This is a genomic window from Methylobacterium dankookense, from assembly GCF_902141855.1.
Classification (GTDB): domain Bacteria; phylum Pseudomonadota; class Alphaproteobacteria; order Rhizobiales; family Beijerinckiaceae; genus Methylobacterium; species Methylobacterium dankookense.
On record NZ_CABFVH010000043.1, the window covers coordinates 22,356 to 43,224 of the forward strand.

17 protein-coding genes and 2 pseudogenes are annotated in these 20,869 nt (G+C 69.9%); 6 read left to right on the top strand and 13 right to left on the bottom strand.

Annotated elements, in window-relative coordinates; genetic code table 11:
- Positions 1 to 128: 128 nt before the first annotated feature.
- Entirely contained in the window at positions 129 to 500 is a 372-nt protein-coding gene (locus MTDSW087_RS23360; RefSeq protein WP_144767271.1) for a response regulator transcription factor, read from the top strand.
- Between the two features lie 302 nt (positions 501 to 802).
- Here MTDSW087_RS23360 and MTDSW087_RS23365 read toward each other — a convergent pair whose 3' ends face one another.
- Positions 803 to 1,531, bottom strand: coding sequence for an SDR family NAD(P)-dependent oxidoreductase (locus MTDSW087_RS23365; RefSeq protein WP_144767272.1), 729 nt, complete (start codon positions 1,529 to 1,531; stop codon positions 803 to 805).
- Positions 1,528 to 1,851: a DUF938 domain-containing protein gene (locus MTDSW087_RS30985; RefSeq protein WP_238179641.1), complete on the bottom strand. Its 324-nt coding sequence runs from the start codon at positions 1,849 to 1,851 to the stop codon at positions 1,528 to 1,530. The genes MTDSW087_RS23365 and MTDSW087_RS30985 overlap by 4 nt, the downstream gene beginning before the upstream one ends.
- A gap of 104 nt (positions 1,852 to 1,955) precedes the next feature.
- Here MTDSW087_RS30985 and MTDSW087_RS30990 point away from each other — a divergent pair, with 104 nt between their 5' ends.
- Entirely contained in the window at positions 1,956 to 2,126 is a 171-nt protein-coding gene (locus MTDSW087_RS30990) for a hypothetical protein (RefSeq protein WP_238179639.1), read from the top strand.
- Positions 2,127 to 2,196: 70 nt separating this feature from the next.
- On the top strand, positions 2,197 to 3,252 hold the full coding sequence (locus MTDSW087_RS23375; RefSeq protein WP_144767273.1) for an asparaginase: 1,056 nt from the start codon (positions 2,197 to 2,199) through the stop codon (positions 3,250 to 3,252).
- A gap of 174 nt (positions 3,253 to 3,426) precedes the next feature.
- On the opposite strand, the pseudogene MTDSW087_RS23380 reads toward MTDSW087_RS23375, so the two are convergent.
- From MTDSW087_RS23380 to MTDSW087_RS23385, 3 genes and pseudogenes are all read right to left on the bottom strand, one after another.
- Positions 3,427 to 3,611, bottom strand: a pseudogene (locus tag MTDSW087_RS23380) (integrase core domain-containing protein); the annotation flags it as partial.
- Positions 3,608 to 3,733, bottom strand: a pseudogene (locus MTDSW087_RS31255) (IS3 family transposase); the annotation flags it as partial. The pseudogenes MTDSW087_RS31255 and MTDSW087_RS23380, both read right to left, overlap by 4 nt.
- A gap of 281 nt (positions 3,734 to 4,014) precedes the next feature.
- Complete coding sequence (locus MTDSW087_RS23385) at positions 4,015 to 7,737, bottom strand: vitamin B12-dependent ribonucleotide reductase (protein ID WP_144767274.1); 3,723 nt, start codon at positions 7,735 to 7,737, stop codon at positions 4,015 to 4,017.
- A gap of 523 nt (positions 7,738 to 8,260) precedes the next feature.
- Between MTDSW087_RS23385 and MTDSW087_RS23390 the strand changes: the two genes are divergently transcribed.
- Positions 8,261 to 8,677: an NADH:ubiquinone oxidoreductase subunit NDUFA12 gene (locus tag MTDSW087_RS23390; protein WP_144767275.1), complete on the top strand. Its 417-nt coding sequence runs from the start codon at positions 8,261 to 8,263 to the stop codon at positions 8,675 to 8,677.
- A 161-nt stretch (positions 8,678 to 8,838) separates the two neighbouring features.
- A complete protein-coding gene (locus tag MTDSW087_RS23395) occupies positions 8,839 to 9,480 on the top strand; it encodes a DUF2155 domain-containing protein (protein WP_144767276.1) in 642 nt (213 codons plus the stop codon).
- A 7-nt stretch (positions 9,481 to 9,487) separates the two neighbouring features.
- Here MTDSW087_RS23395 and aat read toward each other — a convergent pair whose 3' ends face one another.
- The 5 genes from aat to MTDSW087_RS23420 all read right to left on the bottom strand — a co-directional run bounded on the left by aat (position 9,488) and on the right by MTDSW087_RS23420 (position 13,571).
- A complete protein-coding gene (aat, locus tag MTDSW087_RS23400; protein ID WP_144767277.1) occupies positions 9,488 to 10,162 on the bottom strand; it encodes a leucyl/phenylalanyl-tRNA--protein transferase in 675 nt (224 codons plus the stop codon).
- A gap of 116 nt (positions 10,163 to 10,278) precedes the next feature.
- On the bottom strand, positions 10,279 to 11,631 hold the full coding sequence (accC, locus tag MTDSW087_RS23405; RefSeq protein ID WP_144767278.1) for an acetyl-CoA carboxylase biotin carboxylase subunit: 1,353 nt from the start codon (positions 11,629 to 11,631) through the stop codon (positions 10,279 to 10,281).
- Positions 11,632 to 11,640: 9 nt separating this feature from the next.
- Positions 11,641 to 12,114 carry an acetyl-CoA carboxylase biotin carboxyl carrier protein gene (accB, locus tag MTDSW087_RS23410; protein ID WP_144767279.1) on the bottom strand — a complete coding sequence of 158 codons (474 nt, stop codon included), beginning with the start codon at positions 12,112 to 12,114 and terminating at the stop codon, positions 11,641 to 11,643.
- A gap of 43 nt (positions 12,115 to 12,157) precedes the next feature.
- Positions 12,158 to 12,607, bottom strand: a complete 450-nt coding sequence (gene aroQ, locus MTDSW087_RS23415) for a type II 3-dehydroquinate dehydratase (RefSeq protein ID WP_144767280.1) — start codon at positions 12,605 to 12,607, stop codon at positions 12,158 to 12,160.
- 187 nt (positions 12,608 to 12,794) lie between these two features.
- Positions 12,795 to 13,571 (bottom strand): DsbA family protein, encoded by a 777-nt coding sequence (locus MTDSW087_RS23420; protein ID WP_144767281.1) that lies wholly within the window; start codon positions 13,569 to 13,571, stop codon positions 12,795 to 12,797.
- Between the two features lie 227 nt (positions 13,572 to 13,798).
- Here MTDSW087_RS23420 and MTDSW087_RS23425 point away from each other — a divergent pair, with 227 nt between their 5' ends.
- A complete protein-coding gene (locus MTDSW087_RS23425) occupies positions 13,799 to 14,953 on the top strand; it encodes a pyridoxal phosphate-dependent aminotransferase (RefSeq protein ID WP_144767282.1) in 1,155 nt (384 codons plus the stop codon).
- Between the two features lie 121 nt (positions 14,954 to 15,074).
- Here MTDSW087_RS23425 and MTDSW087_RS23430 read toward each other — a convergent pair whose 3' ends face one another.
- The 3 genes from MTDSW087_RS23430 to MTDSW087_RS23440 form a co-directional block, all read right to left on the bottom strand.
- On the bottom strand, positions 15,075 to 16,286 hold the full coding sequence (locus MTDSW087_RS23430) for a methyl-accepting chemotaxis protein (protein ID WP_238179789.1): 1,212 nt from the start codon (positions 16,284 to 16,286) through the stop codon (positions 15,075 to 15,077).
- Between the two features lie 358 nt (positions 16,287 to 16,644).
- Positions 16,645 to 19,572, bottom strand: a complete 2,928-nt coding sequence (locus tag MTDSW087_RS23435) for an Rne/Rng family ribonuclease (protein ID WP_144767284.1) — start codon at positions 19,570 to 19,572, stop codon at positions 16,645 to 16,647.
- Positions 19,573 to 20,489: 917 nt separating this feature from the next.
- The gene (locus MTDSW087_RS23440; protein ID WP_238179398.1) at positions 20,490 to 20,777 is read right to left on the bottom strand and encodes an endonuclease domain-containing protein; all 288 of its coding nucleotides are present in this window, start codon (positions 20,775 to 20,777) and stop codon (positions 20,490 to 20,492) included.
- Positions 20,778 to 20,869: the final 92 nt, after the last annotated feature.

Sequence of the window (20,869 nt, forward strand, 5' to 3'; positions counted from 1 at the left end):
ATGATGCATGGCGCGCGTGAACGCGTGTCAGTCGGGCGCATCAGACCAACGTATAATATCATCGGATCGGCGGCCGGCTCACTGAAGTGGTGTCGACGCGCCTCCGAGAGGCATCGGAAGGAAAATCTGTGTCGGTCGGGAAGAAAGCGGTTGCCGTCGTAGACGACGACGAGGCGGTTCTGGACGCAACGTCCAGCTTCCTCGAGGCGTTGGGCTACGACGCGCTCGCGTTCAGTTCGGGCGAAGCGTTCCTGGCCTCGGATGCGGGTGGCGACGTCTCCTGCCTCCTGACCGACGTGAACATGCCGGGGATCAGCGGCCTCGAACTGCAGGATCGCGTCCGACAGCTACGCCCTGCTCTCCCGATCATCATGATGACTGCGCTAACCGATGACGCGCTCCGGCGGCGCGCCGTTGCCGGCGGCGCCCGGGATCTGCTTCGCAAGCCGCTCTCGGCTGACGACCTGATCCGCTGTCTTGAGGACACGCTTGGATCCTGAAGCCCTGTTGTCGATTCGGGGCGGCGAGTTGCAGGAAAACCTGAGGGGCATCCCTGTCGATCACGACGGGCTCCCCGTCGTTGCGTTCGGCCTCGTGAACCCGGGTATTTGTCAAGGTTTAGCTGCAACGCTGATAACATCCGCCTGTGGGGCCGACCTGAAGGGCCGAGATGGGCGCGAAGCCGAACGTCCGGTTCCGGGCAGCGAGCCGATGTCGGCTGATGGCGCATGTCGTAGACGAGCCCGGCTCCAAACGGTCGCATGGCGTCGCTCCAGGGCATCCGTTCGGGCCGAGACCGCGCTCAGGCGGGGATCGGCGAGCCGTCCCAGGCGAAGACGCCGCCGGTGTCGTCCGCGCTCAGGCCGTTCAGCACGCGCAGGAGATGCGCCGCGCTCTCCTCGGGTGAGAAGACGCCGTCGGCCGTCGGGTCCGGCCGGAAGGGCCGCGACAGGCCGGAGGCGACCGTGCCCGGATGCAGGCCCACCACGATCGCCTCCGGTCGATTGCGGGCAACCTCGATCGCGAGCGTTCGCAGAATCTGGTTCAGCGCCGACTTCGAGGCGCGGTAGGCGTACCAGCCGCCAAGTCGGTTGTCGCCGATCGATCCGACCCGCGCCGACAAGGCCGCGAACACGCATCGGCCCCGTCGCGCCAGCAAGGGCACGAAATGCTTGGCGACGAGCGCAGGGCCGATCGTGTTGACCGAGAAGACGGTGGCCATCGCGGTGGGGTCGAGCGCCCTGACCGTCTTCTCGGGCAAGATCCCCGCCCCGTGAAGAAGGCCGGTGGCGACGATGACCAGACCGACCGGTCCGGCTTCGCCGACCCTGGCCGCCGCCGCTGCAACCGTCGCCTCGTCGCTCAGGTCGATCGGGAGGGTTCGAACGCCCTGCGGGACTGACGAACCCGAGCGGGAGAGCGCGAAGATTGGCGCGTGGGCCGCAGACTCGGCGAGCGCGCGGATCAAGGCCCCGCCTATGCCGCCGGACGCACCGACGACGACCGCGCTGGTCGAGGGCGAGGCGGTCAAGGCGCGACCTCCCTGTCGACGGTGAAGCCTCGGCGCCCGCGATGAAGGATCAGGCTGAGGTTGCTGGCCGTCATCGCGACGCGCCCGGCCAGATGCAGATCGTGCGCTCGGCCGGCTGCCGCGACCGCCTCGATGTCGCGGACACCCCAGGAGGCATTCCTCGCGCGCAGGCTTTCGTCGAACGCGGCGTTGCTCGGTGCGGTGCGCACGCCATCCTCCCGGAAAGGGCCGTAACGGTAGAGCACACCACAATCCGCGAGCGTCGCTTCCGCGCCAGCTATGAGCCCGATGGTCGCGTCCCAGGGTGCGATGTGGATCATGTTGGTCGCGACACGACTGCGTCAGCCCGCGCCACCGGCCGCCGCTGACGGATCGCATCGATTGCCAGCGGCGACCGGATGTTCGCCAGCCCGGCGGCGCGGACATGGGCGACGATCCTGCGACGGGCCTGCGGCTCACCCAAGCTCAGGACCACCGTCAAGCTTCGACACAGAAATACGCTGCAGCCCGCATGCATGGCTTCAACGAGAAATATGATGCCGTTTGTATCCAGCTTGCTGGGGATCTGCTCTCTGTCGCGGACGAGGCGCTCTAAGACAGCCTGGAGCCGGTGCAGCGCATACCAGCTTCGGAAAGCCGATGCTCCGCGATAGGGAACGCTCGTGATGACAGGAACGATCCTGAGGCAGGCGCGTCTGGGGCTTATTAGCCTAACGCTTTTGGCCGGCCAGGCAGGGGCAGCGGAGCTTCCCAAGATCGCCGTCGTTGCTACAGGCGGCACCATCGCGATGAAGCTCGACCCCACAACCCATGCCCCGGTGCCGGCGCTGTCGGGCGAGGACCTCGTGTCAGCCGTGCCGAAGCTGAAGGATATCGCCACCGTTGCGGTCACCGAGTTCAGCAATGTTCCCAGCGACTATATGGGACCGGACCGGTGGCCAGCCCTCTCGCGCAAGGTCGACGAGATTCTGGCCGATCCCGGGGTTCGGGGCGTCATCGTCCTACACGGAACCGACACGCTCGACCAAACAGCCTACTTCCTCGATCTGACGTTGAAGAGCGACAAACCGGTCGTGCTGGTGGGTGCTCAGCGCAACGCTTCCGATTGGGACGCGGATGGGCCGCGCAACCTCCTGAACGCCGCGCGTCAGATCCTGGCGGACGGCTCGGTGGGGATGGGGGTCACCGTCACCCTCAATCACCGCATCAACGCGGCGCGAGAGGTCCGGAAGACCCACACCAGCAACGTCGAGACCTTCAACTCTGGCGATGCGGGCATCCTCGGCTACGTGGACGAGGACCGGGTGGTATTCAGTCGCAAGTCATTACGGCGCCAAACCCTGCCGTTGCCCGAGCGGATGCCGCGGATCGATCTTGTCTCGATGTACGCGGGCGCGGATGGCAGCCAAGTCCGCCATGCGGCTGAGACCGGAGCGGAGGCCATCGTGGTCGAGGCCTATGGCTGGGGCAACATGAACGCCGAGATGCACGACGCCATCGCTGAAGTGATTGCCAAAGGTGTGCCGGTCATCGTTGCCACCAAGGTCTACGACGGCCGCGCGTTGCCGGTCTACGGCTTCAAGGGCGGTGGTAACACGCTGCTGAAAGCAGGGGCGGTGTTTGCGGGCGATCTCACTCCAGACAAGGCCCGGATCCTGACCCTTATTGCGCTGCCCACGACCAAGGACCGCGCGGCCCTGCAATCATTGTTCGACAAGTGATACCGTGTCCGGTCGATCAGACCGGACACGGTCTCAGCAAGCCCGCGCGGCGCTTGAGCGAAGGCGACATCCGCCATCCCGAAGGGATCACCCGGATGTCGTATGAGCGGTCTGACGGATGGTGCAAGGGCGGCACCGACCTGGCCGGTATTTTGGACCGGGCCGAGCGAGCGGCTACGGCATGGCCGCTGCCATGGGTAGCTGGAAGGCTCGATCTGGGAAGGTGACCGGCGCGGGTGGCCGGTAGCCGAGCGACGAATGCGGCCGGACGCGGTTGTGTTCTGCCAGAGGCCGATCACGGTCTGGGCTTCCCTCAGCGAGGAGAAGATCTCCTGGCGTAGCCACGCGTCCTTCAGCTTTGCTCGGAGATCCCGGCCTCCTTGCACCCCAGCGCCAAGCTCTTGCCCTGGGCTGTCTGCACCTCGATCTGGCGCAGCCTCAGCACCACCTGCTCCGCGCTCGTCTTCCGACCTCGCCGCATGTCCGACGCCTTCGGTCCTGGCTGATCCTCTCGATCAGCCCGGTCCAAAGCCAGCCGGTCAGGTCATAACGACGTGCGTCGGGCGTTCGCGGCTCCGCCCCGTCCTCCGCGGGTTTCGCGTTGGCCGCCGGAGAGCTCCGCCCCCCCGGCTGACCGACTTTGCGCGTCTAGCTGACAAACATCCCTCGGAACAACGTTCAGGATGGACGCTTGAAAACCATCTATTCCCCCACAGTGCTCATTTTTTGCCTCATGCTACATCCACAACATCTACAGCAGAATCAGGAGCAACCCGTCGTGCTGCCGCACGTGTCGCACTTGAGGCAGGTGCCGTTGCGGACCAGCGTGAAGTTCGCACATTCCGGGCAGGCCTCGCCGACATAGCCCTTCATCTTCGCCTCGGCCCGCCGGTCGGCGACGCTGCGCTCGGCCGGCTCGGGCTGCTGGAAGGGCAGGCTCTCGACCGTCGTGGCCGCCTCCGCCTTCAGAGCGGTGGCGCCGCGGAGCGTATGCACCGTGCCGCCGGCCGGCGCGCTCTGGCCGGTCGAACCTGCGCCGATGCCGACCGTGGCGCCCGCCGGGCCACCCTGGATCAGGGTGAGCCGGTCGGCGGAGCCGCGCAGCAGGCCGCGCGAGACGACCGTCGAGGCGGGGGCCGGCTTCGGGGCGTCGCGGGTGGTGTCGCCGCTCTCGCCGCCGCCGATCACCGTGCCGCCGATCTCGTTCGGGTTCACATGGGCGAGGTCAGCCCGGCCGAGATAGGACACGGCCAGCTCGCGGAAGACGTAGTCGAGCAGCGAGGTCGCGTTCTTGATCGCGTCGTTGCCCTGCACGAAGCCCGCCGGCTCGAAGCGGGTGAAGGTGAAGGCCTCGACATATTCCTCCAGCGGCACGCCGTACTGGAGGCCGAGCGAGATCGCGATGGCGAAGTTGTTCATCAGGCTCCGGAAGGTCGCGCCCTCCTTGTGCATGTCGATGAAGATCTCGCCGAGGCGCCCGTCATCGTACTCGCCGGTGCGCAGATAGACCTTGTGGCCGCCGACCACCGCCTTCTGGGTGTAGCCCTTGCGCCGGGCCGGCAGCTTCTCGCGGGAGCGGATGCGCTCGACGCGCTCGATCACCCGCTCGACGATCTTCTCGGCGGCGATCGCCGCCTTGGCCGCCGCCGGCGCCTGGATCAGGGCCTCGATAGCCTCCTCGGCCTCGTCCGCGTCGTCCGAGATCAGGGCGGCGTTGAGGGGCTGCGACAGTTTCGAGCCGTCGCGATAGAGGGCGTTCGCCTTGAGGGCGAGGCGCCAGGACAGCAGGTAGGCCGCCTTGCAATCCTCCACCGTCGCGTCGTTCGGCATGTTGATGGTCTTGGAGATCGCCCCCGAGATGAAGGGTTGGGCCGCCGCCATCATGCGGATGTGGCTCTCGACCGAGAGGTAGCGCTTGCCGAGCCGCCCGCAGGGATTGGCGCAGTCGAAGACCGGGTAGTGCTCGACCTTCAGGAAGGGCGCGCCCTCCAGCGTCATCGCCCCGCAGATATGGGTGTTGGCGGCCTCGATCTCCTTCCGCGAGTAGCCGAGGAAGGGTAGCAGCTCGAAGGTCGGGTCCGAGAGCTTCTCGGCCGGCACCTTCAGGGTCTCGGTGAGGAAGTCGTCGCCGAGCGTCCAGCGGTTGAACACGAACTTGATGTCGAAGGCCGACTTCAGGCCCGCCTCGATCGCCGCGATCTTGTCGTCCGCGAAGCCCTTGGCCCGGAGCGAGCCCGGGTTCACCGCCGGCGCCTGGCCCATCGAGCCGTGGCCGACCGCGTAGGCCTCGATCTCGGCGATCTCGGATTCACGGTAGCCCAGCGCGCGCAGCGCGTCCGGCACCGCCCGGTTGATGATCTTGAAGTAGCCGCCGCCCGCGAGCTTCTTGAACTTCACCAGGGCGAAGTCGGGCTCGATGCCGGTGGTGTCGCAATCCATCACCAGGCCGATCGTGCCGGTCGGCGCGATCACGGTGGCCTGCGCGTTGCGGTAGCCGTGCTCCTCGCCGAGCGCCAGCGCCCGATCCCAGGCCGCCTTGGCATGGGTGCCGAGATCGGCCTGCGGGATGTTGGCATGGTCGAGCGCCACGGGGGCGACGTTCAGGAACTCGTAGTCCGCCGCGCCGCCATGGGCCGCGCGGCGATGGTTGCGGATCACCCGCAGCATCGCGTCGGCATTCTCCTCGTAGGCCGGGAAGGTGCCGAGCTCGGCCGCCATCTCGGCGGAGGTGGCGTAGGCGACGCCCGTCATGATCGCGGTGAGCGCGCCGGCGAGCGCCCGGCCCGCATCGGAATCGTAGGACAGGCCCATGGTCATCAGCAGGCCGCCGATATTGGCGTAGCCGAGGCCGAGCGTCCGGTACTGGTAGGACAGCTCCGCGATCTCCTTCGAGGGGAACTGCGCCATCATCACCGAGATCTCGAGCACCACCGTCCAGAGGCGGTTCAGGTGCTCGTAGGCCTCCACGTCGAAGCGCTTGGTCTCACGGTCGTAGAGGGTGAGCAGGTTCGTCGAGGCGAGGTTGCAGGCCGTGTCGTCGAGGAACATGTACTCGGAGCACGGGTTCGAGGCCCGGATCCGGCCGCCCGACGGGCAGGTGTGCCAGTCGTTCATCGTGGTGTTGAAGTGCAGGCCCGGATCCGCCGAGGCCCAGGCCGCCTCGCCGATCCGCTCCCACAGGTCGCGCGCCTTCAGGGTCTTGGAGACCTTGCCCGTGGTGCGGGCGGTGAGGTTCCAGTCGGCATCCGCCTCGACGGCCCGCAGGAAGCCGTCGGTGAGCGAGACCGAGTTGTTGGAGTTCTGGCCCGAGACCGTGAGATAGGCCTCCGAATCCCAGTCGGTGTCGTAGATCGGGAACTCGATCTTGGTGAAGCCCTGGCGGGCGAACTGCACCACGCGCTTGATGTAGGCGTCCGGCACCGAGGCCTTGCGGGCGGTCCGGATCTCGCGCTTCAGCGCCGGGTTGCGCTCGGGGTCGAAGCAGGCGTCGCCTTCCGCCTCGCACTGGGTGCAGGCCTTCATCACCAGGCCGAGGTGCTTCGAGACGACCTTGGAGCCGGTCACCAGCGCGGCGACCTTCTGCTCCTCCTTCACCTTCCAGTCGATGAAGGCCTCGATATCGGGATGGTCGATGTCGACGATCACCATCTTGGCGGCGCGTCGCGTGGTGCCGCCGGACTTGATCGCGCCCGCCGCCCGGTCGCCGATCTTGAGGAAGCTCATCAGGCCCGACGACTTGCCGCCGCCGCCGAGCTTCTCGTTCTCAGCGCGCAGCATCGAGAAGTTCGAGCCGGTGCCGGAGCCGTACTTGAACAGGCGGGCCTCCCGCACCCAGAGGTCCATGATGCCGCCCTCGTTGACGAGGTCGTCCTGGACCGACTGGATGAAGCAGGCATGCGGCTGCGGATGCTCGTAGGCGGTGGCCGACTTCGTCAACGCGCCGGTGCGGTAATCGCAGTAGTAATGGCCCTGGCTCGGACCATCGATGCCGTAGGCCCAGTGCAGGCCGGTGTTGAACCATTGCGGGGAGTTGGGCGCCACCATCTGGCGGGCCAGCATGCAGCGCAGCTCGTCCATGAAGGCCGAGGCGTCCTCCTCCGAGGAGAAGTAGCCGCCCTTCCAGCCCCAATAGGTCCAGCAACCGGCGAGCCGGTCGAAGACCTGCGTGGCGGAGGCTTCGGAGCCGAAGCGCTCCTCCTCGGGCAGCGCGTCGAGCGCCGCCTCGTCGGGAACCGAGCGCCAGAGGAAGGAGGGAACGTCGTTCTCCTCGATCTTGCGCAGGTGCGCGGGCACGCCGGCCTTGCGGAAATACTTCTGGGCGAGCACGTCGCTCGCCACCTGGCTCCAGCCCTCGGGCACCGAGATGCCGTCGAGACGGAACACCACCGAGCCGTCGGGATTGCGGATCTCGCTCAGGACCTTGCGGAATGCGATGGCCGCATAGGGGGACTGGCCGGCCGTGGTGTAGCGACGCTCGAACCGCATGAAACACACCTCTCCCGACAGGGCACGACGACCCTGCCCGCGCGGCTGCGCAGGTTATGGTCCCAACTTTGGGGATGCCGGCTCCGCTACATCCGCGAGGCGGAATGCAGGCCGGCAGCTCTGACGTGAAGGCTCGGGCCGCCCCTCGAAACAACGCGTCCGGGGCGACCGAACCATGACCCGGAGATTAACGCCGGGTCCGCCTTCACGTCAACAACTGGTGTGCCGGCTCTTGGTTTCCCGCTAGATGTGGTAGGGGAGATGAAATCCCTGTGGATATCCACAACCCTGCCGCTAAGTGCTCTTTCGGCTTCCCGGATTCCGCGCGGGAAAATTTTGGATTCACAGGGCTCGCGAGCGGACTCGCGCCGATTCCGGAGCAACGCGGCCGGGAGCGACATTTCGGCGACACTCCGGGCGCGCCTGTGCCGCCTTTCGGCTGGACTCGACGGCGCGGGCTCACCATAACCGCGCGGGATGCCCCGCGCCCGCGCGGGGCTCGGCGGACGGCTCGGGAACGGCGATGGCTCTCAAGGACACGCTTCTGCGCATCTTCACGTGGTGGAACGGCCAGACGGTCTCGCTCGCCATGTACACCGCGCGCAGCGGCACCTTCGTCGGCAGCGACGATCTCGGCAACAAGTACTACAAGGCGCTCGGGCCGCTGATCGACCGCTCGGTCGGGCCGGAGCGGCGCTGGGTCGTCTACAACGGCTATGCCGATGCCTCGAAGGTGCCCCCGGGCTGGCGCGCCTGGCTCTGCCACAACGGGGACGTGCCGCCGAGCGAGGAGGATTACCAGCCCCGCGCCTGGCAGAAGCCGCATGTCGAGAACCAGACCGGCTCGCCCGACGCCTACCGGCCGAAGGGCTCGCAGCTCTCCTGGGGCGCCCGGCCGGCCGCGACGGGCGACTACGTGCCGTGGACGCCCAGCGAATAGGCCTTCGCCCTCAATTCACCACCGTTCGGGTCTTGAGTGCCCGCTACGACGCTCCCGACCGGGAGCCCTTCCGGCGGCCGCGAGGCCGGGAAGGTCCGTTGAGAGACATCGAACACGGGCCGCGCGACGTCCATTCCGCGCATGCCCGGAGGGCCTGAGCCTTGAGCCGCATCCCCGCACGCCTGTCGCGCGCCGCGCTCACCGCGACCGTACTCGTCCTCGGCGCCCTGCCCGCCTCGGCCGACAAGATCAAGAACCCGACCGCCGTGTTCTCCGGGCTCGACAAGATCACCGGCCGGATCGTCTCCTTCGAGGTGGCGGTGGACGAGACGGTGCAGTTCGGCGCGCTGCAGCTCACGCCGCGGGTCTGCTACACCCGGCCGCCCACCGAGAGCGCCAAGACCACGGCCTTCCTCGAGGTCGACGAGGTCACCCTCGACAACAAGTACCGGCGCATCTTCACCGGCTGGATGTTCGCCGCGAGCCCGGGCCTGCACGCCATCGAGCACCCGATCTACGACGTCTGGCTCGTCGATTGTAAGGGCGGCACCGACGTGATCGCCGAGGCCAAGGAGCAGGAGGACGTGCCGGCGCTCGCCTCCAAGCCCGACAAGAAGAAGGGCCGCGACGCGACGAAGACGGCCCAGCAGATCAACGCCGCCGGCCAGGTCGACGTGGAGGCGCCGCGCGGCGTGCCGGTGCAGCCGCGGCAGAAGCCCTCGCGCAAGTTCTCCCCGTCGAACGAGGGGCCGGCGCCGGCCCCGCCGCAACCGCAATCGATCTTCGACGCCCTGTTCCGGTAAGGAGCGCCTACGTCTCGACGGGTTCGAGCGCCGCGAGCGCCCGCACCCCGCTCGCGCTGCCGTCGCTCGGCCAGGAATCCCAGTCGGCACCGTAGGCGAGCGCCTCGGCGAGCCGCCGCTTGTAGATGTGGCGCGGCAGCTCCTCGGCCCCGAACTGGGCGAGGTGGTCGGTGACGAACTGCGTGTCGGCGAGGCGGTAGCCGCTGGCCTTGAGCCGCGCCATCAGGTGCACGAGGGCGACCTTCGAGGCGTCGCGCACCGTGTGGAACATGCTCTCCCCGAAGAAGGCTGCGCCGAGGGAGACACCGTAGAGCCCGCCGACGAGGCGCCCCTCCGCATAGACCTCGACCGTATGCGCGTAGCCGCGATCGAACAGGGCGCCGTAGAGCTCGCGGATGCGGCCGTTGATCCAGGTGCGCTCGCTGTCGCGGCGGGGGGCGGCGCAGCCGGAGATCACCGCGTCGAAATCGGTGTCGCTGCGGACCTCGAACACGTCGGAGCGGACCGTGCGGGCGAGCCGCCGCGACACCCGGAACCCGTCGAGCGGCAGCACGCCGCGGGCGCGCGGCTCGACCCAGTACAGGGTCGGGTCGGTCGCGTCCTCGGCCATCGGGAAGATGCCGGCGGCATAGGCCTTGAGCAGGATCTCCGGGGTGATCTCCACGCGGGCGCCGTCGTGCATGGGGCGAGTGTGCCGCGAGCCCGGCCGTTACGCCAGAGCCGACTGCAGCAAACTGCCGGGACCCCAGGCGTAACGGATCGGAGGCCCCGCCCACAAGGTGGAACGGGGCGCCCGGATCAGGCCGCGAGCCCGTCCTTCTCCAGGAAGTTCTCGAGCCAGTGGATGTCGTAGAGGCCGTTCTGCACGTCGGCGTTGCGCACCAGCGTCCGGAAGAGCGGCAGCGTGGTGTCGACGCCGTCGATGACGAACTCGTCCAAAGCCCGGCGCAGGCGCATCAGGCACTCGTTGCGGGTGCGCCCGTGCACGATGAGCTTGCCGATGAGCGAGTCGTAGTTCGGCGGGATGCGGTAGCCCTGGAAGGCGGCCGAGTCGACGCGGACCCCGAGCCCCCCCGGCGGGTGGTAGTAGGTGATCTGCCCCGGCGAGGGCCGGAAGGTCGCTGGGTGCTCCGCGTTGATGCGGCACTCGATGGCGTGGCCCTCCACCCGGATCTCGCCTTGCGAGACCGAGAGGTCACTGCCCGCCGCCACGCGGATCTGCTCGTTCACGAGGTCGATCCCGGTGATCATCTCCGTGACCGGGTGCTCGACCTGGATGCGGGTGTTCATCTCGATGAAGTAGAAGCGCCCGTCCTCGTAGAGGAACTCGATGGTGCCGGCGCCCAGATAGCCGAGCTTCTGCATCGCGCCCGCGCAGATGCCGCCGATCTCGGCCCGCATCGCCTCGTTGAGGGCGGGCGAGCCGCCCTCCTCCCAGACCTTCTGGTGGCGCCGCTGCAGGGAGCAGTCGCGCTCGGCGAGGTGCACGGCGCCGCCGCGACCGTCGCCCAGCACCTGCACCTCGATGTGGCGCGGCTTCTCCAGGTACTTCTCGAGATAGACCGCGTCGTCGCCGAAGGCGGCCTTGGCCTCGGTGCGGGCGAGGCCGATCGCCGATTCCAGGTCGGCCTCGGTGCGGGCGACCTTCATGCCGCGCCCGCCGCCGCCGGCGGCCGCCTTGACGAGGACGGGATAGCCGATCCCGGCAGCGACGCGCTTGGCCTCGTCGATATCCTCGACACCGCCCTCCGAGCCCGGCACGCAGGGGATGCCGAGCGAGAGCGCCGTGCGCTTGGCCTCGATCTTGTCGCCCATGGTGCGGATGTGCTCCGCCTTCGGGCCGATGAAGCCGATATTGTGGTGGGCGAGCACCTCGGCGAAGCGGGCGTTCTCGGAGAGGAAGCCGTAGCCCGGATGCACCGCATCCGCCCCGGTGATCTCGCAGGCGGCGATGATCGAGGGGATGTTGAGGTAGCTCTCGCGGGCCGAGGGCGGGCCGATGCAGACGCTCTCGTCGGCGAGGCGCACATGCATGGCGTCGGCATCGGCCGTGGAATGGACCGCCACCGTCGCGATGCCGAGCTCCTTCGCCGCCCGCAGGATGCGCAGCGCGATCTCGCCGCGATTGGCGATCAGGATCTTGTCGAACATGGCCCCGCCTTACTCGATCGTCAGCAGCGCCTCGCCGAACTCGACGGGCTGGCCGTCCTCGACGAAGATCGCGCTGACCGTGCCGGCGCGGGGCGCCACGATCTCGTTGAAGGTCTTCATCGCCTCGATCAGGAGGACCTTGTCGCCGACCTCGACGCGGGCGCCGACCTCGATGAAGGGCTTGGCGTCGGGCGACGGGCGCCGGTAGGCGGTGCCGACCATCGGCGAGGGCACGGCGCCGGGATGGGCCCGGGCGCGCTCGGGGGCCGGGGTCGCGGCAGGCGACGGCATCGCCGGCGCCGGGGCGCTCACCGCGGCGACGGGGGCCGGCGCCGCGACCTGGACGCTGACGGGCTCCAGGCGGCGGGCGACGCGGATGCGCAGGTCGCCCTTCTCGACCTCGATCTCGGACAGGCCGGTCTCGGTGACGAGGTTCGCGAGCTCGCGCACGAGGTCGGGATCGATGGAATCGTGCTTGGGCATCGGGGCAGTCTTCTTCGAATTGAGGTTCACGGCGGGGTCGGCTTCAAGGCGCGCGCCGGCGGGCCATCAGGCGCGCGAGCGCGTCGAGGCCGAGGCCGTAGCTGTCGGGGCCGAAGCCGCAGATCACGCCCGCGCAGACGGGGGCGATGAGGGAGACGTGGCGGAAGGGCTCGCGGGCATGCACGTTGGAGAGGTGCACCTCGACCGCGAGGGCACCGCTGCCGCTGATCGCGTCGCGGAGCGCCACGGAGGTGTGGGTGTAGGCGGCGGCGTTGATGAGCACCCCCGCGCCGGCAAGGCTCGCCTCCTGCACGAAGCCGACCAGCTCGCCCTCGAGATTGGTCTGCCGGACGGTCAGCGCGACGCCGAGATCCTCGGCCCGGGCGCGCAGGTCGCGCTCGATGTCGGCCAGCGTCGCGGTGCCGTAGATCCCGGGCTCGCGGCGGCCGAGGAGGTTGAGGTTCGGCCCGTTGAGGACGTGGATCGGAATCATGGCCGGGATCATGGCATCGTGCGATCGCTTCGCCCGGGCCGGGCGGCGGGGCCGCTCTTAGAGCATTCTCCGCCGCAGGGCACCCCGCTTCGTCGCTGAAACTGCGACAGCGCGGAACGGCCCGCTTCCCGGGCGCCGGGCGAAGGCGCGCTACCGGTCAAGGCCCGCGGCCCTCAGGACCGGCCGCTCAGCAGGAGGCGTGGCCGCACTGGCGCACGTCCGCGATGGTCTTGCGGATCGGCTCGACGCCGACCGCGCCGGGGATGATCTCCTCGCCGATGATGAAGGCCGGAGTGCCGGACAGGCCGAGCTTGTCGCCGAGCCCCCGGTTCTCGGTGAGCGCCGCCTTCACCTCGGGGCCCTGCGCGTCCTTCTGGACCTTCGCGACGTCGAGGCCCATCGCCTTGGCGACCTCAAGGGCGCGGGCGCCGTTCACGCGGCCCTTCGACTCCAGGAGCTTCTGGTGGAACTCGAACAGCTTCTCGCCCTTGAGCTGCTGCTTGACGGCAAGCGCGATCTGGCTGGCTTCCAGGGATTCGGGGCCGAGGACGGGGAAGTCCTTGATCACCACACGCAGCTTCGGATCGCTCTTGATCAGGGTCTGCACGTCGATCAGCGCCTTGCGGCAATAGCCGCAATTGTAGTCGAAGAACTCGATCAGGGTGACGTCGCCGCTCGGGTTGCCGGCGATCACGTCGTGCGGGCTGTTCAGGAGCGCGTCCTTCGACTCCTTGAGGGCGGCGGCCTGGGCGAGGCGCTGCGTCTCCAGTTGCCGCTTCTCGCCCTCGGCGATCACCTCCTGCAGGACCTCCGGGTTCTTGACCAGGTAGTCCTTGACGATCGCCTCGATCGCCTGCCGCTGGGCATCGGTGAAGGGCGAGGCTCCCTGCTGCTGGGCGAGCGCCGGCACGACCGCGAGGCCGAGACCGAGGGCCAGGATCGGGAGGGAACGGGAGAAGAGCATACGTCCTCGCTGCGCGCGGGGCGCCGGCCGGGCCGGACGGCGTTTGGCGGATCGGTAGAGGCCGGGTTAGGCGTTTTCACGGCGTCCGGCAATCGCGGGAGGTCGTCCTTCGCCGGAACCTGGACGGGTCCGGCCGCTCCCGTGGCGATGCGTCCCTTGCAGCATACGGGAAAGCCGATCATTCGGCCGCGAGACGCCAGCGGACCAGACCTGCGGACACCAGATCCATGCCCCTCCCCTCGCGCCGCGCCGCGGCGGTCGCCCCCTTCCTCGCCATGGACGTGATGACGGCCGCCGCCGCCCGGGAGCGGGCCGGCGCCGGCGTGGTCCACATGGAGGTCGGCCAGCCCTCCGCGCCGGCACCCCGGCCGGTGATCGCGGCGGCGCGGCGCGCGCTGGAGACCGGCCGCGTGCCCTACACGGAGGCGCTCGGCCTGCCCGCCCTGCGGGAGCGCATCGCCCGGGACTACCGCGAGCGCTACGGCGTCTCGGTCGCGCCGGAGCGGGTCGTGATCACGACCGGCTCCTCGGCGGGCTTCATCCTCGCCTTCATGAGCCTGTTCGATGCCGGCGACCGGGTCGGCGTGCCGCAGCCGGGCTACCCGGCCTATCGCAGCATCCTCAACGCCCTCGACCTCGTGCCGGCCCCGATGGTGCTGCGGCCCGAGGACCGCTTCGCCCCGACCGCCGCCCTGCTCCGCGCCACCCATGCGGCGGCCCCGCTGGCCGGCGTGCTGGTGATGAGCCCGGCCAACCCGTCCGGCACGGTGATCACCCCGTCGGCGCTTGCCGACCTCTGCGCCGAGGCCGGGCGGCTCGGCCTGCCGCTGATCTCGGACGAGATCTATCACGGCCTCAGCTACGGGGTGCCGACCGCCACGGCGCTGCAGTTCGATCCCGACGCGGTCGTGATCAACTCCTTCTCGAAATACCATTGCATGACCGGCTGGCGCATCGGCTGGATGGTGGTGCCGGAGGGGCTGGTGCGCGCCATCGAGCGGCTGGCGCAGAACCTCTACATCTCGGCGCCGTATCTCTCGCAGGTCGGCGCGCTCGCGGCCTTCGAGGCGGGCGCGGAACTCGACGCGGTGCGCGACGGCTATGCCCGCAACCGGGCGATCCTGCTCGAGGCCTTTCCCGGCCTGGGGCTCGGGCGCACGCATCCGGTGGACGGCGCCTTCTACCTCTATGCCGACGTCTCGGGCCTCACCAGCGACGCTCCTGCCTTCTGCCGGCGGATGCTCGACGAGGCGGGGGTCGCCGCGACGCCGGGGCTCGATTTCGACCCGGCGGAGGGCGCCCACCACGTGCGCTTCTCCTTCGCCGGCTCGGAGGACGAGTGCCGCGAGGCGGTGCGGCGCCTGCGCGGCTGGCTCGGCTGAACCCGGGTGTCGAGAGGGGGCACCCCTCTCGCGGGTCCAGGGCGGAGCCCTGGTCTGCGAAGCAAGGCCGGGGCGCCGCCCCGGCACCCCGCCAAAGGGATGATCCCTTTGGGATCCCGGTTCAGGCTGCGGCGGCCGTCGCGATCGCGGTTTCGGCGGCCTTGAGCGTGTCGGCGAGCCGGGCCTCGAAATCCGTGAAGGCTCCGGCGGCCTCGCCCCAGGCGGCGCCACGGATATGGCCGAGCATCGCCTCGGCCCGGGCATTGGCCGCGCTGAGCGCCGCGTGGACCGGGCCCGGCAGCGCCGGATCCGACCGCACCGCGGCGGCGGCCGCCTCCGCCACCGGGAGCAGCCCGACGAGGGACGAGGCGAGGCGGCGGCGCCAGGCGGCGCAATCGGCCGGGAGGCGCCCGAGGCGCAGGACGAGGGGATCGCCCGCATAGCGGTCGAGCAGGGTGCGGCTCATCCCTTCCAGGCTGTCGAGCCGGCCGATCGCGTCGCCGATCTCGCGGCGCGACTTGTCGATGCCGGCTGCGATGTTGCCGACGCTGGAGGCAATCTCGCCGGTGGCGGCGATCTGCTGGTCCATGATCGCGGCCATGGCGCGCATCTCGGAGGCCGCAGTAGCCACCGCCGAGCTCTCGGCCTCGACGCGGTTGTTGGCCCGCGCCATCACCTCGGAGCCCGCGGCGACCGCCGTGCGGCTCTGGTCGACCGCGCCCTGCATGGCCGCGAGCTCGCCCTGGAGGGCGCCGAGCCTGGCCCGGATCTCGTCGGTGGCCTTGGCGGTCTGGGCGGAGAGCGCCTTGACCTCGCCAGCCACCACCGCGAAGCCGCGGCCGGCCTCGCCGGCGCGGGCCGCCTCGATCGTGGCATTGAGGGCGAGCAGGTTCGTCTGCGCCGAGATTGCGGCGATGGCGCTCGCCATCTCCTCGATGCGGCGGGCGGCGGCGGCGAAACCGTCGAGGCAGCCGCCGATCTCGGAGGCGCGCTCCTGGATCACCTGCATGCGCTCGCCGGCGAGCCGCATGTCGGCGGCGCATTCGGCGATGCCGGCGCGCGCCCGCTCGGCGGTCTCGGCCGAGGCCTGGGACCGGGCGGCGACCTCGCTCGTCGTCGCGGCCAGCTCTTCGCTCGCCGCCGCGATCAGGCGGGCCTGCTCGGCCATCTGCGCGGAATCATGGGTGATCCAGCCGATCGAGGTGCCCGCCTCGGACGCGGCGGCGGAGAGGCCGGCCTGCAGCTTCAGGACGGCGGGATCGTCCATCGGGTGCGGCGCCCGCGCCGGGGGCTCCGCCGCAGCGGGGCTCTCGGCGACGGGCGGCGCTTGCACCGGCGGCAGCTCCGCAGGGCGTCCTCCGCGGAACAGTGCGAACATGCTGGGCCCCTCCGACAGATATGGTTCGGAGAAGGATGCGCCCCAGGTGCTCAACCGCCGGTTAAATTGCCGGCAGATTTCGAACGCCCCGTGCAGATCGCCGGAATTTGATCCACGGATTCCGCGGCAGCTCGGTCGCCGCCTACTCCGGAACGACCGCTTTCCGCGCATCTGAGACCGCGCGGCGCCTGAGCGAAGGCGACATCCGCCATCCCGAAGGGATCACCCGGATGTCGTATGAAAGCGGAACGGCGGGGCAAAAGCCCCGCCGCACGTATCGGAAGCGCTGCTTCCGGATCGATCGTTGGCGCGATCACTCTCCCGTGAGCGCGGCCTTGGTGCGCGACCACCAGCCGGCCCGCTTCGGGCGGTCGGGGTCGGACGGCGCGCTCAGGACCACGGCGACGGGCTCCGGCGGCGGCACGGGAGCCAGCGCGGGCTCCGCGGCAGCGGTGACGGGCTCGGCAGCGGTTTCGGCGGCGGGCTCGGACGACGCGGCGACCGGCAGGTCGACCGAGGCCTCGAGCGGGACCGGCGCGGCGGGCGTCTCGGCAGCCTGGGCCAGGGCCTCGGCGCTGACCGGCTCCTCGGGCGCCAGGGCCGCGACGGCCTCCTCGCGCTCGGCATCCGCATCCGTCTCCTCGCCCGCCTCGTCGGCGCCGTCCTCGCGACCGCGCTGATCGGAGCGACCGCGACCGCCGCGGCGGCCGCGACGGCGGCGGCGGCGGCCACCCTCGTCGCCGGCCTGCTCGGAGCGGCCGGCCTCGGCCTCACCCTCGCCCTCGGCGGACTCGGAAGGCTCGGCGCCGTCGCCGGCTTCCGCAGCCTCGACGGCCTCGGACTCCTCGCCCTCCTCGGCACCGTCCTCGTCGCCCTCGGACTCGCGGCGCTCGCCGTTGCCCTCGGAGCGACCGCCGCGACGGCGGCGGCGACGGCGGCGGCGGCGGCCCTCACCATCCTCGCCCCGCGCCTCGGCAGCCTCCTCGCCGTCCTCGGCGCGGGCCTCGGCCTCCTCCTCGGCGAGATCCTCCTCGTCGATCTCGTCGTCGATCTCCATGGCCGGCGAGACCGCGGTGGCGCGGACGGCGGTGGCGGGCGCCTCGGGCCGCTGGGCCGGCTCGCCGCGATCGAGCTGGAACGGCGTGCTCGCCGCGAGCCGCTCGTCGGCGGCGATGGTCAGCGTCACGCCGAAGCGCAGCTCGAGCTCGCGCAGATGCGCGCGCTTGTGGTTGAGGATGTAGAGCGCGGCTTCGGTGCGGGTGCGCAGCACGAGGTTGTGCGAGGCCGACTTGACCAGCGCCTCCTCGATCGAGCGCAGGATGTGCAGGGCCACCGAGGAGGTGGCGCGCACGAAGCCCGAGCCGCCGCAATGCGGGCAGGGAATCGAGGAGGATTCGAGCACGCCCGTGCGGATGCGCTGGCGGCTCATCTCCAGGAGGCCGAAGGGCGAGATCCGGCCGACCTGGATGCGGGCGCGGTCGTTCTTCAGGCACTCGTTGAGCTTCTTCTCGACGGCGCGGTTGTTGCGCTTCTCCTCCATGTCGATGAAGTCGATCACGATGAGGCCGGCGAGATCGCGCAGGCGGAGCTGCCGGGCGACCTCCTCGGCGGCCTCGAGATTCGTCTTGAGCGCGGTGTCCTCGATGTCGTGCTCGCGGGTGGCGCGGCCCGAGTTCACGTCGATCGAGACCAGCGCCTCGGTCGGGTTGATGACGAGGTAGCCGCCCGACTTCAGGGAGACGTGGGTCGAGAACATCTGGTCGAGCTGCTGCTCCACCCCGTAGCGGGCGAAGACCGGCGTCGTGTCGCGGTAGGGCTTCACCACCTTCGACTGGCCGGGCATCAGCATGCGCATGAAGTCCTTGGCCTCGCGGTAGGCGTCCTCGCCCGCGACCAGCACCTCCTCCAGGTCCTTGTTGTAGAGGTCGCGGATGGCGCGCTTGATCAGCGAGCCCTCTTCGTAGACGAGCGCGGGCGCCATCGAGGTGAGCGTCAGCTCACGCACCGATTCCCACAGGCGCATCAGGTACTCGAAGTCGCGCTTGATCTCGGGCTTGGTGCGCATGGCGCCGGCCGTGCGCAGGATGACGCCCATCCCCTCCGGCACGTCGAGGTCGGACACCACCTCCTTGAGGCGCTTGCGGTCGGCGGCCGAGGTGATCTTGCGCGAGATGCCGCCGCCCCGGCCGGTATTGGGCATCAGCACCGAGTAGCGGCCGGCGAGCGACAGGTAGGTGGTCAGCGCCGCGCCCTTGGTGCCGCGCTCCTCCTTCACCACCTGCACGAGGATGATCTGGCGGCGCTTGATCACCTCCTGGATCTTGTAGTGGCGGCGCGGGCTGCGCGGGCGCTCGGGGATCTCGGCGAGCGCGTCGCCGTTGCCGCCGACCTGGGCGATGCGGCCCTCAGAGTCCTCGCCGTCCTCGGATTCCTCACCGTCCTCGTCGTCGGAATCGTCCTCATCCTCGTCCTCATCGGACTCGTCGTCGGAATCCTCGTCGTCCTCGTCCGCGTCCTCATCCTCGGAGGCCTCGTCGCGGGCGAGGTCCTCGACGACGGTCAGCACCTCGGCGACCGCGACGACGGCCTCGGGGGCGGGACCGGGCGCGGGCTCGCCGGAGACGGCCGGCTCATGGGTCGACTCCTGGGCCGCCTCGGCGGCGGGAGCGGATTCGGCGGGTTCACCCTCGGCGGCCGGGGCCTCGTCGCCGGGCTCGGCGCTGGCAGTGGCGGAATCCGGCAGGTCGGCGGAAGCGTCGCCGCCCGTCACCGGCACGGCCTCGTCGGCCGGCGCGGCCTCGGAGACGGACTCGGCCTCGAGATCGATGACGGCCGGGACGGCGTCCTCGCTCACCGTGGCGTCGGCGTTGCGCGCGGCGGCCTCGGCCCGGCGGCCGCGATGGCGACGGGTCGAGCGGCGACGCTCCTCGCGCTCGCGGTGCTCCTCCGCGTCGCGGGCCTCGTCCTCCAGCAGCGCCTGCCGGTCGGCCAGCGGGATCTGGTAGTAGTCGGGGTGGATCTCGTTGAAGGCGAGGAAGCCGTGGCGGTTGCCGCCGTACTCCACGAAGGCGGCCTGGAGCGAGGGCTCCACCCGCGTCACCTTGGCGAGATAGATGTTGCCGCGCAGCTGGCGCCGGTTGGCCGCCTCGAAGTCGAATTCCTCGACCCTAGACCCGTGAACCGTGACGACCCGGGTCTCCTCCGGGTGCGTCGCATCGATGAGCATCTTGTTGTTGGCCATGACGAACTTTCGACATGGCGGCCGGCGACGCCCTCCCGGGGCGATGTCCCGGTGGAGCCGCTCCCGGCCTTGCGGCCCTTGGGAAACGCGCTCGCGCCGGCCTCGTCACCGAGGCCGCGGGGTCTGATCGGAAGGGGGAGCCGCCAACCGCCGTTCGGCACGCCGCAACGGCGTGCCCGGGGTTGAACATGGCCGGGGGGAGAGGCGAACCGGCGCGACGCGAATCACGCGCGCTTGCGGCACGAGCAGCGGCAACCGTTGCTGTGCGTCCGCCCATCCTTTCCCCGACCTCGCGAAGACATCTCGACCGGATTGGACCGGCCGCGAATTCGAAAACCTTGCGGCGAGAGCAATCCCGCCGCCTGCGCCGACACCCGCCCTTGTGTGGAATCCGACGGACGCCGCGGAGAACCGACGGCGAGGACGCGTCCGAAGATCGTTGGAACTCGGCGCGCCCGCGGGCCGCGAGCGCGACCGGCGGGACCGGGAGGGGGTCGCTATCATTACAGATCGTCGCAGGGATTTGGCAAGGCGGGATTTTCGGCCGCCCGGATGGCCGCGACCGCTCGCACGTGCCGGATTCAGGCGCCCACGCGCTTTCGGCTCCGCGCATTGTCATAAGCTGGGCCGTCTATCCTCATCGCAGGCCAAGAGGAGCGACGGTGCCGGATGGGGCGCGGGTCCCCTCTCCCGTTCGGGAGAGGGACAGGGTGAGGGTCGAGAACTTTTAGGAATGAGCAGAGCCGGAGCCGCTTCGCCGTCGCGACCTCTCCGGACAATTCTCGACCCTCACCCCAACCTTCTCCCGAATGGGAGAGGGAGCCTGTCGCGGATCCTGGGAACGTCCGGAAACCGTGTTCCCCGCTCTCGTGCGAGCGAGGGCGCGCCGCGCTTGGCCGCCCTGCCCCTTCGATCGCCTATACGCTGGTCCGCCGCTCGATCGCGGCGAGGATCGTCTCGCGGACGCCCTCGAGAGTGTCCGCGACATCGACGTTGTCGATGCGCAGAACCTCGAAGCCGCACCGCCTGAGCGCTTCGGTCCGTCGTTCGTCTCGGAGACGTTCGGCCTCGGTCGCGTGCGTGGCGCCGTCGACCTCGACCACGAGCTTGGCGGCAACGCAGGCGAAGTCGGTGATCGCATTGCCGACCGGATGCTGCCGGCGGAACTTCCAGCCGTTGGCCGGCCGTTCCCCAGGGCCCGCCACAGGCGCGCCTCGGCAGCAGTCTGTCGCCGCCGAAGCATCTGCGCCCGGCCCGACGAGTCGTTCATGGGACGCGGAACCCGACGTCCTTCGGG